Raw genomic sequence first — 15817 nt, 5'->3', positions numbered from 1 at the left:
GTTGTCTGATTGACTGGACAAATATCATTATGACGGATTAAAATCATCTTAAAAAACGATGAAAATAAGCCATTAAAATCATTTTAATGGGAAATGTTATGTAAATGTAATATTGGTTACGAATGAGTGAGTTATTGTAATAGCTATTGTGGCTATTTCTTTTCAATAATATCAGAAAATGATGTTTTGAATTCTGTGTTTAACAGTGCTAAATAGTTTTTGCAATAGGTGTCATAGGCATTTTTGGCTTGTCCCTTTCTTCCTAAAATATAGAGTGTCTTGCATTTCTCTATAAGAGCATCTTCGTCCAGCGAGTCGAGCATTAAAATCGTATTGCATATTTTGCATTTTAATTCATTGGAAATACTTACTATGTCTAATAGTAGTCTTAAGGATTCAATAGCTTGGTTCGTGTAATTAGATTTGTATTCGTCAATCCATTCATTTTGTATACTAGGTAATAAGATACCTAATGCTAATTGATTAAGTATCTGGTTTATTTGGTTTTCAGAAAAAGAATTTGGATTTTCTTGGATAGATTCCAGTGATTGGCTTACATTTTTGTAATCGCATGTGATAGAATCGGATAATTCAATTGTCCAATATCCGTTTGAATGAACTACTTGGATAGGTCCAACTTGTTCTAATAAGGAACGTAACCGCTTAATATTCACACTTAAGTTGTTGCGAGCACTGGACTCATTTTTATCATACCAGAAGCGCTCAATTAACATTTCAGAGGAGATCCCTTTCTTTTTGGTCATTGTGTTAAGCAGTATTAGTACCAGTAAATTCTTTAGGGTAGGCGTAAACGCGCCTGTAATATCATCTCCGTTAATGCCAATGACCTGAAATCCTCCAAGGAATGTAATGGAAGATTGTCTTTTTTTCAGGATGTGAGGTGTGTTTGTTTCCGTGTTAGTTTCTTCTATGTTGGAGGCAAACTCTTCTGTAATTGGATAAGTAGTTTTCTTTTGAGAATATCTCCTTTTCTTGTGTAGATAACAGAAAATCAATAATGTAATAGCGAAAAGTAAAAGGCTGATAAAGTAAATGACGCTATGATTAGAAGATGATGATTGAAGTTGATATATCTCAGAGTGTGTTATAGGAGGAAAATTTAAAGTGTAAATGCTTATCTCATATTGATTTTGTGTACTTAATACTTGGACTAAAGCAATAAGCTTATTCAATTTTTTATCAAAATAGAGGTCACACATGGATTCCGTATCATTGAACAGGAAAGGAATGGAATCTGCCAAGATTGTTCTAATTGGCTTTTCTAAAGAAAATTTATTTAGATAGATGTATGAGTGATATTTTTCACTGGGATAACAGAGGGTATAAAAGCATTTTTTTTCAGAATCGATGACCATTGAATTACCTTGAACGAAACTGTTCTCTAGGTTATCGTATTCCCATATCTTTTTTATTACATAATTTTGAGGATTCAATTCATATAAATCATAAAAATAGCGTGGTGATACTTGTTGTTCTCCAGTTTGGCTACCATATCCTCCGAAAATGTAGACTTTACCGAAAGATTGCCCTAATGCAGCAAGATATCTTGGAGTTATATATGAGCTTAAGTCTTTTTCTTGCCATTGTTTGGTTTTGAAAGAAAACTTCTTTAAGATACTTTTGTACAGATGATAACCGTATCCTCCAAAACAATATAATGAACTGTCTTGTGAAGAAATAAAATGATTATGATGCCAAAAACGAGGAGATGATGAAGTGGTATGTTTAGATTCCCATCTGTTCTGAACAAAATCGAAAGATTCTATATGTGTGGAATCTATTTCGTAAGATAATAACTTATTTTTTCCTGAATCAAATAGTAACCTGGCTGCATCACTATAGAAGCAAGAGCCATTCTTTGGTACAATCGTATCGGAAAACTGATTTAAGTTAAGGTCGTAAATATATAAATATTGAGGGCCTGCAATATATATTTTAGAGTCTTTTTCGTTAAAAGCCCAGAAATGCCGTTGGGTAGCTGAAACTGTGGCACATTTTTTCCAATGCGCTTTCTGGTCTATTAACCAAACGGGATGTGTTACAGTTGCTTTGGCATTATGGTACTTGTCTCGGATTTCATTTTTGCAGTGTTTACAAAGTTCCCATAAGAAGTGTTTTCCTCCGGTTTGCTTCAGTTCAATGTTTCTTAAAGTCATAGGAGCAACATCTGTTGTAGAATATATGTGGTGTTTAGTTTCTCCAAAGAAAAGCTTCACATTTGTAAATGAGGGAATAGCTCCGTTAAGTTTTGATTTTTGTACCGTGTCACCAATTTTTAGAGTGAGTTCGTCATTATCTTTAGTATAACAGATTGTTATGTGTGTCCATTCTAGATCGTCTTGTCTGTTATTCTCACAAGAATAAGTTAGCCTGTTTTCATTGCCAACAATGAGAAAATAGGAACGGCTAGGAGAAGAGGAACGAACAACCAAATCTAAATTTTGGTTATCATTGATTATCATACGAAATATATAACCGAAGTTATGTTTTCCCCGTCGTAACTTTAAATCAAAATCCATAGAAAAACCTTTTGCCAATGAAAGAGTTTCTTCTGGAGTGAGATTTAGAGTAGTTCGTAAGTCCTTATTCACTTCATAAGATTGAAAATAAAGTCCTTCTGCTTTTAAATCGAAGATGAAGATAAATAATGATAATATGTAGATAATTGTCTGTTTCACGATAATATCAATATGATTAACGGAAACAAAAATAGCAAAAAAAAGAGAGTGGGGAAAGGTTTCACTCTCTTTTTAAAGAGAAGATATTGAAAAGTCTGAAATACTATTTCATGGATGGTACATTTCGAAGGAAGGCGGGATATCTTCATCTGCTGATGCCCAGTTTCGATTGGGTTTGTTGCCCATTGTTAATTCAAGAATTCCACCTTTTACCACATCTTTGTGAGAGATCCAGCTTTTATTCCATACTTTACCATTCAGCTTGGCCGACTGAATGTATTTGTTTGTTTTACTGTTATTGATTGCGATGACTTTAAAAGTTTTGCCATTGCCAAGATGAATGATTGCCTTTTCAAAGAAAGGACTTCCAATCACATACATCGGTAGTCCGGGAGTTACAGGATAGAATCCGAGAGTGGAGAATACTACAAAAGCAGACATCCCTCCGCCATCCTCATCGCCAGGTACTCCCATAAGATCGTTACGGAACCATTGATCAATTAAAGTTCTTATACTTTTCTGAGTTTTCCAAGGTTGGCCTGCATAATTGTATAGGTATGGGATATGAAGGCTAGGCTCGTTTGCCATCGAATACATGCCGACATTACCAGTGTGATCTGGTAGCTGTGCATAAAAAGTATATTTGCTTATGCCTAACGGAGTAGAGAATGTACTGTCTAATTCGTTTATAAATTCATTTTTTCCTCCCATTAAATTGACTAAATCAGCAATGTTATGTGGCACATCCCATCTATACACCCAGCCGTTGTTCTCTCCATATGCTTCACGTGCTCCTAATCCTCCGGAGGTTGTGTAATTGAAAGGAGTAATGAAGTTGCCCCTGTCGTCTTTGGGGTGAAAAAATTTAGTTTGAGGATTGAACAGTTTATGATAAGATAAAGATCGTTGGCTAAAGTATTTGTAGTCTTCTTTTTTGTTTAATTGAAAAGCAATTTGAGAGAGGCACCATTCATCATAAACGGTTCCTAAGGTAACTGCTACCGGTTGTCTTTTTTCGAAGCTGTGTACTTCCGGAACTATTTCTTTTTCTCCCGGTCGCAATGCGGGAATGTATCCATTTTCTTTATAAAATAGGTCTAATTTACCTGCTTTTTGAGCCGACCAGGGAGCCAGTGTTTTTTCTGTAATTGCATTTTTACAAGCATAATATGCTTTTTCTATATTGAAGTCTCTTAAACCTTTTACATAAGAGTCTATAATCGTTGCTACTCCGTGATTAGAGTTCATTCTTCGGCTGTCTCCTGTAATTTCGGGGAAAGTAGGCATCCAAAAATTATCCATTTGTTCAGCCATGCGAATGAATGAACGAATCATATCGGTTTCCATTTTGGGTTCTATTAATACCCGCAAAGGGTGACAGGCACGGTAAGTATCCCAAATCCAATCATCTGTATAAAATGGTACACCACTATCATTGTGTACGGAATTGTCAAAAGCACTCCAGTACTTGTTGTCTTCTGAAATACATACCATGCGTTCATAGGTTCTGTAAAGAGATGTATAAAATACATTTTTGGTTTCTTCACTTGTCCCTGATACTTCTATTTTGCCTAACTTTTCGTTCCATATTTTTTTTCCATATTCGGCAATTTGATTAAGGTCATAATTTTTGATTTCTCGATACAAGTTTTTCATTGCTTGTTCTGTACTGATAAAAGATATCCCGTAGCGGATAGATACGTATTTGGTGTCTTCTGGAAAGGCCATTCCTACTGTTGCATTGTAACCCTCTGCTGTCTGTTGCTTATAATCCATTTTCCCTTTGATGATAGCTCCTGCTATTTCTGGATTCTCTTGAACCTCCAGGTGAATAAAGACCTTTGTTGAAGAATTCTTTATCTGCTGGAATCCTGATATAGTGTTATCTTTTACTGTTAACTGCCCATTATTGGAACTTAATAATATATAAGGTGGTACTTTTTTCTCAAATTTTAGTTGGTATATACCAGATTGGTGAGAAGGAGCAAATTTGACATCTATTTCTTCATTTAAAAGGTGAGTTTGATATAGATAAGGTTTAATAACCTCATTGTCGTATTCATAATACATCACTTGGGGTATGGAATCATTGGTTTCTGTTTGTACTGCACTCAAATTAAATGCTGATTTACCTCTATGGCTAGTCATCATGATAGGTAGTCCTTTCATCTTTACGGAAGTGAAGTCTGCGCGTTCAGGATATACACGTAGCATACTGTTGGGTAATTGTATGGTTGGATACGTTGGGACTAATAAATGACTAATGTTTCCCATGTATGGGTTAACGTAATCAACCGGAGTTTTTTCAGATACGGAGCTTACCTGCTTACAAGAATATATTAGCAAAAGCGGTAAACAAAGGATGTAGAAATAATTTTTTATTTTCATAAGTATACGATTATTTTCGACAAATGTAGATTTGGAGGCTTAAAAACATATGAAATCTCTCTTAAAAGGCTGAATTAATATAGAAAAATATGTGGTTTACATGGATTTTTTTTATTAATCCATGTAAACCACATAATTTTTGTTCGAAAAGCTTTCTTATGATGGTTGTTTACAATATCTGTTATTTCCCCGTACTCATTACTCCCGAGTTATTGTCGCTATTGTTCACTTTCCTCTGTATTCCCTTGAATTTGCGTCCGAAAGAGAAGTTGTAGGACAGATTGACAAGAAGCATCTGTGCACTTTCCTTTATATAGCTTTTAGTTTTGTAGTAGGCGAACTGGTTCCAATTCTCATTCTGTACCTTATAGTTGTCTGAGAATGGGTTGAAAGCTCCAACTCCTAAGCGGAGATCTTTATATTTATAATACAATCCTAATATCTGAATATTCTCTCCACCCGACAAGGTTTCTCCCCAAAAGTTATTCCAGTTGGTATTAATCTGCCAGAACAGGGAGAAACGCTTGTAGTTGAAAGAAGCCTGTCCTTCGTAATACCAGTTGGTATAAGTGTGGGAGTAATTGTTTCCGTTACTCATATAATGATTCACTCCACCGGTAAAAGAGAGTTGCAACATGTCCCATATCGGACCTACCCGGAGCATCAGTCGTCCGGACAGTTTCTGCCAGTCTTTCTGATTGTCCCATGTCTGTACAATTTTATTGCCTTCCTGCCGTTTCTCATCCATAATGGCATTGGGGCGGTAATCATACGCTCCCCACAAGTTACTGTAGAAAATGCCTTTCTTCCATTCATAGGTCAGCTCCGTGCGATAGCACATATACGAGTTCAGATTTGGGTTGCCACGACGTATTTGGAAAGAGTCTACCGTTTGTTCTATGGCGCTTAGGTCACTCAATGAAGGAGTGGCGTTAAAAACTTCAGCTTTCCAGCGGAGATATGAATTCTCCGAGAAGGTATAATGTAATGTAGCTTTCGGATTCACATTGTACTTTTCAGAAGGTTTGTCATTACCACTTTGGTTGTAGTAGAAACGTGTCAGGCTGACTCCTAACCTATAATCCAGTTTATGAATCTTTCCGCGGTATTCACTGAATATGTAGCTGTTTCCCTGGTTCATCCGTGTATCATAATTATGTCCGTTTCTGTATTCGTTGTTGGAATAGGACTGGGTGTGCTGTAAGCCAAAACTCTACGCATTGCCTTTTGAAAATTGCTTTTCGTAAATGGCTTCTCCGATTAAGGAGTATTTGTCACCCGATACATCGTTGTTGATATCAGTCAGCATTTCGTTGTGCAGGCTTTCCTGATAGATACGGTGCGACTTCTCCCGGTTGTAAGTTCCTACCAGATTGAATACCAACGTCTGTTTGTTTTTCAGGTTTTGCTGATAGTAGAGGTCTAAAGAGGGACGAGTCCAGCTATTCTTGGTGCGGTCTATCATATTTACCATATCTGTCTCATCATTCACATTATAGAGCACTCCCTGGTAATCCCAATTGGGCTGATTATTTCCACGCAGGCGGAAGGTGGCACTGAAGAGAGAATTTTTGGATGCCTGAAGACTGTAACTGACATTCAGATTTTGCATGAATAACATGGCATGGCTGGGCTCTCCCTTTTCCACACGTTGAATGGTATTTCCATCTGCTAAGCGGAATGTTTCTTCATTATCCCGGTACATACCGTAGAAATCGCGAGGCCCCATGTAGTAAGAAAGACCGAACTCTGATTTTTTATGATTGACTTTACCGAATACGTTGTAGTTTCCCCACATTGCATTGACACCTTGACTGAGATCGGTGCCGAAGCTTCCTCCCGTATCGGGGCGGCGAACGATGTAATCGAGTACGATTTCCGCATTGCCATAACGTAATCCGGGATTGTCATGATATTCTATACGGATGATATCGGCGGGGCGCAGAGCTTTTATCTCATTGATATCTGCCTTGGCTCCGTTGATACGTATTTGCAATTCACCTCCACCGGATATTCCGATCTCATTATTCATCGGATTGACTTGGATACGTGGGAGCATCAGTTCTTGTAACAGATTGACTCCATTGGTGGAGACTTTCATCTGGCGTTCGGAAGGGAATACCAGTTTCCGGTCGGGACGGCTGATTTGACTGGAACCATTGATGGTTACACCCTCCAGGGCTACTGAGGCATCTTCCAGAAGAATATCTCCCAGATCTGTGTTACGTTTTACTCCGTTCAATGTGATGTATTGTGTGTTGTATCCAACACTGGAAAGAACCAATCGGTAATTGCCAGCTTCTACTTTATTGAAAATGAAACTTCCGTGATTGTTGGTAGACACGCCATTTACAAAGACGGAGTCGGTTGTTTGCAGCACGACGTTTACAAATTCTGTGGCTTCATTGTCTGTTGCATTGCGTACAGTACCTTTTATCTCTATTTTTTGAGCAAATACTCCCTGTACCATACTGACCATCAGTATGGCTATTAATAATCTTTTCATTGTGATTTTTTTATTTTAATTCCTAATTCCAGAATGGCCTGTCCTGTTTCAGGTTGTTTTCTATTGGTTAGACGAAGAAACGGAGATTAAAGTTGCATCAGAGGGGAAATATTTTATTTATTCAAAGCAGATATAGTGGCTGATTCTGTCCAAATCAGCTTTTGTAAATTCCTCGTAAAGGGAGAAAGGTTTAAGGCTTGTTAGCGAGCCTTTTTTCTTACGATATTCTACAATAGCTTTAGCCTGATAGAAGTTGATGTAAGGGTGGGAGCGCAATCTGTCTACACCGGTGCGGTTCAGGTTAATGCGGTGAACATTCGTCGGGTCGATACTGAACCATGCTTGCAGTTGCCGAGTATCCAGATTGATATCCTTTAATTGTTCTATTTGGTAGAATCCGCCAAGGCGTTGCCGATAACCCACAATCAGGCGGGCAATACCGCTTCCGATACCCGGAATCTTTTTTAATTCGGTTGTGTCAGCGCGATTAAGATCAAGAATAGTGCCGGTTTTATATTTTATATTTTCCACTGGTACAGTTTCTGTAATATACAGTTGTGGTGTATGACGTACTGTGTCTTCCGGTGGGATATGTATGTAAGGTGACAGAACAGAGTATTGATCTTCTGTCATTCCATATATCTTTTTAAAATCTTCCGTTTTACGGAATTTGCCACCCTTTGCCCGATAGTGCAGGATATTCTTTGTCATCCATGCTGGTAGTCCTAAGTGTCGGAATGTTATGGAGTCAGCTGTATTGGGATTGAAAGAAGCCAGGATGATGGGAATGCTTTCTTCTTTCTTTTGCTTATAACTCGTATATTGTTTTTCATCGGATTGCTCTTTTTCTTCCAGTGAGGCTATGAATTCTTCATATTCCTGTTGGGCGGTAGCTTGTATAGCCCTGTCATTCGGGGAGATTTGATTTCTTCGTTGCCAGGCGGATATAAGATACCCGGCGAGAAAGACGATACAGATAGTCGCTATGAGCATCAGGATACCCCGCTTTTCTCCCCGGGTAAAGTAAAAGAAATCTTTAAATAGATTCTGCATCTCCTACAATTTCAAGAATCCCAATTCCTTAATAAAGATGAGTGAAATTGCTATCGGAGCTATAAACTTCAATATGAAAATCAGCAATTTGTAGAACGTTACTTTCAGTGTTCCGTTGTTGCTGACTTCTTCCCAGACAATCTTTTTATTCAGATACCAACCGGTAAAGATAGAAATGCACAGACCACCTAACGGCAACATGATCTTAGCTGTGACAAAGTCGAACAGGTCGAATAAATTCAAGCCGAACAGAGTATATCCTTTACCTACTCCCAATGAAAGAGAACATAAGGTTCCCAAAAACATACAACCGCCCGTAACGAAGCTTGCCGCGCGTTTCCGGCTCAAGTGGAATTCCTCGTGTAGATAAGCCGTCACCACTTCGTGCATAGAGATGGTGGAAGTCAGTGCTGCAACTGCCAGAAGAATATAAAACATGACTGAAAATATATAAGCTAAAAAAGGTACTCCGCTAAATGCCTGTTGGAATACATTGGGTAGTGTAATGAAGATAAGACTCGGACCGGCATCCGGCTGAATACCCACCGAGAATGCAGCAGGAAAGATGATAAGTCCTGCCAATATGGCGACGAATGTATCGATAATACTGACGCTGAAAGCAGTTTTCGTCAGATTCGTGTCTTTTTTGAAATACGATGCATAGGTGCAAAGGCATCCCATTCCCAGACTCAGGGAGAAGAAGGCCTGTCCCATGGCACTCAGGAATACGTTGGTAGTTACCTTATCCCATTCCGGTTTTAGAAGAAATTCCAGACCGGCACCGGAGCCTGGTAATGCAATGGAACAGCCTGCCAGTATGATTAAGAGAATAAATAACATCGGCATCATAATTTTGGCAGACTTTTCAATACCTTTTTCCACCCCTTTCACGATGATGAAGTGGGTGGCAAGAAGAAAGAGTAACAGCCAGATAACGGGACGCCAAGGATTAGAAGAGAAGGAATTAAACGTATTAATATAATCGGCTGCCGTTTTTCCGGCAAAGTTATCGGTAACAGCTTCACCGATGAATTCCAGTGTCCAGCCAGCCACTACGGAATAGTAGCTCAAGATTAGAAAACCTGCCAGTACTCCCATACGACCTACCCAACGCCAGTGTGTACCCGGTGCCAGTTTTTGATAAGCACCGGCGGTGTTGGCGCGTGAATGACGTCCGATGAGAAATTCGGATACCATGATAGGAATTCCCAATATAAGTACACATGCTAAGTAGATGAGAATAAACGCAGCACCGCCGTGATTACCTGTCTCATAGGGAAATCGCCAGATGTTACCCAGACCGACCGCGGAACCTGCCGAAGCAAGTATGACACCTAATTTGCTTCCAAAATTGGCTCTGTCATTTTTAGTCATAAAAAAGTAGATTTTTCTTTCATTTCGTTATTATTCTCTACTAGAACATGCAAATATAGAAAATGTTCTGTACTTTTGCGCGCAAATCGTTCATAAATTGAGATATGCTATACTATATTAAGAAATATCCGGTATCATTACTGATTATACTGACGGTAATCTATTTGTCGTTCTTTAAACCGCCTACCACCGATTTGAGCAATATTCCTAATATTGATAAAATCGTACATGTTTGTATGTATTTAGGGATGTCCGGTATGTTGTGGCTGGAATTCCTGCGGGCGCATCAAAAAGGAGATTCTCCATTGTGGCATGCGTGGGTAGGAGCGTTTGTCTGTCCGGTATTATTTAGTGGAATGGTAGAATTGTTGCAGGAATACTGCACTACTTATCGTGGAGGCGATTGGCTGGACTTTGCTGCAAATACAACAGGAGCGCTGATTGCCTCGCTGATAGGATATTTTGTATTACGTCCGCGAATGGCAAAGAAACAGTAATGGTGATTGACTATAAATAATCAATCACCGTACTCAGTTTAATTCCGTTCGATCCTTTGATAAGGATTGTTTTTCCATGAGGCTTACTTTTCTGTAAAGCTTCGATGACCGCCGGGGCATCCGGATAGGTCGGAAAGTTATGCTTTGCGGCAGCGAACTGCTCTCCTACCAGCATTACATTCTTGAAACCACATTCTGTCAGGAAGTCTGCAATTTTCTGATGTTCTTCCGGACCATTCTTTCCCAATTCCCTCATATCCCCCAATATCAGCATTTTATTTTCAACTTTCATGTTATGGAAGTTGCTGATGGAAGCCTGCATGCTGGTGGGGTTAGCGTTGTATGCATCAATAATCAGCGTATTGTCTGCGGTTTGTTTCAACTGCGAACGATTATTCTGTGGAGCATATTCGGCTAAAGCAATATCTATTTTTTCTGGTTCCACATCAAAGAAACGACCGATGGTGATAGCAGCCAACGCATTCGGGAAGTTATATTCACCAATCAGTTGCGTCTTCACTTCATGGCGTTCACCGTCTTTGCCTGCTTTCCATTCAAAAGCGAGATAAGGGGAATTGCCGGTCACGTGTCCGCTGATGTATAGTCCGTCTTCGCTTCCATAAGAAATCAGGTTTAATCCTCCGGCAATCTTTTTCAGAAAAGCGTTGTCGTGATGAATGAAGACTGTAGGGTTTTCCCGCTCGCGGAGGTAATCGTACAGTTCGCCTTTGGTCTTGATAACTCCTTCAAAAGAACCGAAACCTTCCAGATGCGCCTTACCTACATTGGTGATGATGCCATAATCCGGTTCGGCTATATCTACTAATTCTTTGATATCTCCCGGATGGCTGGCACCCATTTCTATGATGCCGAGTTCATGTTCCGGTTTCAGGCGTAGCAAAGTGAGGGGGACGCCGATGTGGTTATTCAAGTTCCCCAGTGTATAAAGTATATTATATTTCTGCAACAGGACGGCAGCCATTAATTCTTTGGTGGTGGTTTTCCCATTGGTGCCCGTGATGCCGATGAGGCGCGTGCCCAGTTGGCGGCGATGGTAATTGGCAAGTTGTTGCAGCGTATGCAGGCAATTGTCTACTAATATATAATGTGAATCGCCTGCCGGGGCGTGTTCGGCTTCGTCTACTACTGCGTATGCACTTCCAGATTCCAATGCTTTGGCGGCGAAGGCATTCCCGTTGAAACTATCGCCTTTCAGGGCAATGAATAGAGAACCTTCAGGGCAGTTGCGGCTGTCGGTTGTCACACAGGTACATTCCAGATATATTTTGTAAAGGGTGGTGATATCCATAACTATCTCCTTTTTGAAACGTTGTTATATTCTGTTGTCTAAAACGTTGCAAAGATAGATATTCTCCGTTACGGTGGTACGCTTACAGTGGAAATGTTTTTATTCCTTCAACGGTAAAGTCAGGATAAAGCGGCATCCTTCGGTATATTTATCATCAAGCACCAGACTGCCGTCCATTTTTTCCATGATGAGGCGTCCAAGTGCTAATCCCAGTCCGGTTCCTGTGGAGAATGTATCTATTTTGGCAAAACGTTCGAATACAAAGTCCAGCTTGTCCTGGGGGATACCGATTCCGGTGTCTGTTACGGAAATCACCAATGACCGTTGTTTAGGATTGATATGCCAACTGAGTGTGATGCTGCCTTTTTCGGTGAATCGGGCTGAATTGTGAAGCAAGTGCGATACCACTTGAGTGAGGCGTCCGGGATTGGTGTACAGGTGGAGTTCATCCTGCCCCGGTTGGTAAACCAGATCTACTCCAGGTTTGAGTGAGTTTTTAGCCTTTTCCATCCATTGACGGCACAGTGCGTTTATCTCTACTTTAGTGTCGGTAGGGATGGAGGTACCGCTATCGAGGCTGGATAGTTCCAATACGTTGTCTACCAATTGAAGCAAATGATTACTGCCTTGCTCGATGATAGTCGTATATTCTTTCGATTCTTCGTCTTCTTCAGAAATCTTGCTACTGAGTATTTGTGAGAAACCAACTATGGAATTGAGTGGCGTGCGTATCTCATGGCTCATATTCTGTATGAATTCAGTTTTCATACGGCTGGCACTTTGTTCTGCATCTTTGGCACGTCGTAGAACTTTATTCAGTTGGGTTTCGCGGAAGAACATAATGCCGACAATTACTACTATGATGCATAATAGAATGATAATATGCCGGCGTGTCTCCAATTGTATTTCCTGGTTTTTCTGTATTAATTCTTTGTTTTCCAAGTTAAGATGTTCCATTCCCAAAATGGTTGCGAACTCTCCGACTGATATGTCTTCTTGGGCACTACTCAGCGAATCGCTGAGTTCAAAAGCTTTTTCATAACTTTCAATTGCTTTCTGATAGTCTTTTTTAGCAGTATAGATTGAACCACGTGTACGATATAGAGTCGGGGTGATAAAACCATTTTGGCTAATCTTTTCAAAGGCTTGCTGAAATACCTCCAGAGCTTTATCGTATTCACCGGTTTCTATATAGTAATTGGTTTCAATTTCCAGCAGATTAGTAGCACGCTTAATACGCAGTTCGGTATTCTTGCTGAAAAGTTGTGTGGTTTCTTTTAGTGTTTCCCGGGCTTTGACCATATCTTTGGTGTGAATATAATAACGAAGTAGTCCGCATAGATAAGCTCCTTGGTTTAGTTCATTGCCAATATACAATTTACTTTCTTCAAGAGCCTCCCAGGCCTTTGCTGGTTCGTTGGTACGGAGGTAGCAGTTACCTAATTCAAGATATTTGTTTGCTAGATTATATTTATTCAGGTTATATTTTAATGTGAGATCTATCAGTTTTTGTGCATATACAATGGCTTGCTTGTAGAGTTCTTTGCTCTGATAGATGCGCAACAACGCTTGATAGCAATTCTGCATGCCATCAATTTCTTCCCGACTTTCCGACTCTTGTTGCATCTTGTTGGCTTCATAGAGGGCCAGGTTTAATTTTTTCTGTTTGGTATAGTAAGTTATGAGACGGTTGGCCCAGGCAAAATAATAATATTGAGGTTGATTGGTTTTCCGGGCAAAGTCTTTGATGGTGTTGGTATACAATATCAGGCTGTCCTCTTGGCCTTCAAAGGACGGACCAAAATAGAAATGATCTGTTTTGCTGGATATGGCGACTGCCTGCATACGCAAATCTCCTTTTTCTTTGGCCATAAGGAATAACGTATCGAGCATCTGCATGACAGAAGGAGATTTTATTTCCGCCTTACAATGTTGATAATATACAAATAATGTACTGTCAACATGATACTTTTCTTGTTCGCTTGTCTGTTGCCCGTGGATATGTCCGGGAATAAGCAACCAGAAAAATAGTAGGAAAAAAGAGACCAGCCTGGTTGTTCTGCATGCTTTCATAGTTTTACTACTTCTATTGATCGGTTGTTAATCCTGAGCAAAGTTAACTTGTTTTTTTGTATTTAATGTATTTACGATAATCTTTTTTGGCTACATTTGCAAAGTATAAACGAAAAAGGATTATCCATGGAAACATTATCCTCTAAATATATTAACGTCAACGGTTCTTTGCTCGATCTGTCCGTTCCCTGCGTCATGGGAATATTAAATATTACTCCTGATTCTTTCTATGCCGGTTCACGTATGCAGACTGAGGCTGAAATAACTGCGCGGGCACAGCAGATCTTGGATGAAGGTGCCGGAATTATAGATATCGGCGCATATTCTTCCCGGCCGAATGCGGAGAATGTTTCTCCCCATGAAGAAATGGAACGTTTGCGTATGGGATTGGAAATCTTGCGCAAGACACACCCCGGAGCAGTTATTTCTGTCGATACTTTCAGGGCGGATGTGGCACGGATGTGTGTGGAGGAATATGGAGTGGCTATAATCAATGATATTGCTGCCGGAGAGATGGATGCGGATATGTTCCGTACAGTGGCCGAACTGAATGTACCTTATATCATGATGCACATGCAGGGAACCCCGCAGAATATGCAGCGACATCCGCACTATGATAATCTTTTGAAAGAGGTCTTCTTGTATTTTGCGCAGAAGGTGCAGCAATTACGTGACATGGGTATGAAGGATATTATTCTTGATCCCGGTTTTGGTTTCGGTAAGACGGTGGAACATAACTATGAGCTTCTGGCGCATCTCGAAGAGTTTCGTATTTTTGAGTTGCCTTTATTGGTAGGTGTTTCCCGTAAGTCGATGATTTATCGTCTGTTGGGGAATACTCCACAGGACGCATTGAACGGAACAACGGTACTCGATACTATTTGTCTGCTGAAGGGTGCTGATATTCTCCGGGTGCATGATGTACGGGAAGCTGTGGAAACGGTGAAGATTGTGGAGGCTATGCGGACAAACAGTGATAAGGTGATAGAGTGATAAGTGATAAAGGAAAGTCACTTGGCTCATAAATCATAATTCATAAATCATAAATCTTATGTTTTTTGATATTGGAGTAAAAGATATTATCGACGTTTTGCTGGTTGCATTTCTGCTTTACTATACGTATAAGCTGATGAAAGCTTCCGGTTCCATCAATGTGTTTACGGGTATCCTGATATTCATATTGATCTGGTTGGTAGTGTCGCAGGTATTGGAGATGAAGTTGCTCGGTTCCATCTTTGACAAGTTGGTGAGCGTGGGTGTGGTAGCGCTTATCATCCTTTTTCAGGATGAGATACGGCGTTTCTTACTGACGCTTGGTTCGCATCAGCATGCCAGTGCATTGGTACGCTTCTTCACCGGGAATAAGAAGGAGAATATGCAGCATGATGAAATCATGCCGGTGGTCATGGCATGTATCAGCATGGGCAAACAGAAAGTAGGAGCTTTGATTGTGATTGAGCATAATTTCCCGTTGGACGATGTGGTGCGCACGGGTGAAGTTATCAATGCTGATATTAACCAGCGTTTAATAGAGAATATCTTTTTCAAGAACAGCCCATTGCACGACGGTGCAATGGTTATCAGTAAGGGACGGATTAAGGCAGCGGGATGTATTTTGCCGGTATCGCACAATCTGGATATACCGAAGGAACTGGGACTGCGCCATCGTGCAGCGATGGGTATCTCTCAGGAATCCGATGCATTGGCTATTATCGTTTCCGAAGAGACCGGTTCCATTTCCGTAGCTTATAAAGGACAATTCCATTTGCGCTTGAATGCGGAAGAGTTAGAAAGTCTGTTGACGAAAGAAAATTAGTTTCAGTTGTGACAAAATGATATTAAATTGCGTCTTATATACTGAAAACATGTTTTATACAAAGAATATATACTTGATTATTAGCAATCTTAAAGAATAAAA

At 39.9% G+C, this 15817-nt stretch carries 9 protein-coding genes and 1 pseudogene; 3 read left to right on the top strand and 7 right to left on the bottom strand.

The window, feature by feature from the left end; translation table 11 throughout:
- Positions 1 to 152: 152 nt before the first annotated feature.
- The 5 genes and pseudogenes from VYM24_RS02765 to VYM24_RS02745 form a co-directional block, all read right to left on the bottom strand.
- A complete protein-coding gene (locus VYM24_RS02765) occupies positions 153 to 2699 on the bottom strand; it encodes a hypothetical protein (protein ID WP_330941383.1) in 2547 nt (848 codons plus the stop codon).
- Between the two features lie 108 nt (positions 2700 to 2807).
- Positions 2808 to 5087, bottom strand: a complete 2280-nt coding sequence (locus VYM24_RS02760) for a GH92 family glycosyl hydrolase (protein ID WP_330941382.1) — start codon at positions 5085 to 5087, stop codon at positions 2808 to 2810.
- Between the two features lie 181 nt (positions 5088 to 5268).
- Positions 5269 to 7593, bottom strand: a pseudogene (locus VYM24_RS02755) (carboxypeptidase-like regulatory domain-containing protein).
- 117 nt (positions 7594 to 7710) lie between these two features.
- On the bottom strand, positions 7711 to 8646 hold the full coding sequence (locus VYM24_RS02750; protein WP_330941381.1) for a ComEA family DNA-binding protein: 936 nt from the start codon (positions 8644 to 8646) through the stop codon (positions 7711 to 7713).
- Between the two features lie 3 nt (positions 8647 to 8649).
- A complete protein-coding gene (locus VYM24_RS02745) occupies positions 8650 to 10020 on the bottom strand; it encodes a sodium-dependent transporter (protein ID WP_299095406.1) in 1371 nt (456 codons plus the stop codon).
- Positions 10021 to 10124: 104 nt separating this feature from the next.
- Between VYM24_RS02745 and VYM24_RS02740 the strand changes: the two genes are divergently transcribed.
- Complete coding sequence (locus tag VYM24_RS02740) at positions 10125 to 10517, top strand: VanZ family protein (protein ID WP_007210677.1); 393 nt, start codon at positions 10125 to 10127, stop codon at positions 10515 to 10517.
- 10 nt (positions 10518 to 10527) lie between these two features.
- Here the strand turns inward: VYM24_RS02740 and VYM24_RS02735 are convergent, their stop codons facing one another.
- Both VYM24_RS02735 and VYM24_RS02730 read right to left on the bottom strand, forming a co-directional pair.
- Positions 10528 to 11826 (bottom strand): UDP-N-acetylmuramoyl-tripeptide--D-alanyl-D-alanine ligase, encoded by a 1299-nt coding sequence (locus VYM24_RS02735; RefSeq protein WP_330941380.1) that lies wholly within the window; start codon positions 11824 to 11826, stop codon positions 10528 to 10530.
- A gap of 99 nt (positions 11827 to 11925) precedes the next feature.
- The gene (locus VYM24_RS02730; protein ID WP_330941379.1) at positions 11926 to 13899 is read right to left on the bottom strand and encodes a tetratricopeptide repeat-containing sensor histidine kinase; all 1974 of its coding nucleotides are present in this window, start codon (positions 13897 to 13899) and stop codon (positions 11926 to 11928) included.
- Between the two features lie 126 nt (positions 13900 to 14025).
- On the opposite strand from VYM24_RS02730, the gene folP reads away from it, so the two are divergent.
- The gene (gene folP / locus VYM24_RS02725; RefSeq protein WP_291550309.1) at positions 14026 to 14892 is read left to right on the top strand and encodes a dihydropteroate synthase; all 867 of its coding nucleotides are present in this window, start codon (positions 14026 to 14028) and stop codon (positions 14890 to 14892) included.
- 58 nt (positions 14893 to 14950) lie between these two features.
- The gene (gene cdaA / locus VYM24_RS02720; RefSeq protein ID WP_007210672.1) at positions 14951 to 15715 is read left to right on the top strand and encodes a diadenylate cyclase CdaA; all 765 of its coding nucleotides are present in this window, start codon (positions 14951 to 14953) and stop codon (positions 15713 to 15715) included.
- The last annotated feature ends 102 nt before the right edge of the window (positions 15716 to 15817 follow it).

Origin of the sequence: Bacteroides sp. MSB163, assembly GCF_036416795.1 — a bacterium.
Taxonomy (GTDB): domain Bacteria; phylum Bacteroidota; class Bacteroidia; order Bacteroidales; family Bacteroidaceae; genus Bacteroides; species Bacteroides maternus.
Note: the sequence above shows the minus strand (reverse complement) of the source record. Positions and strands in the feature narration are given on the sequence as shown.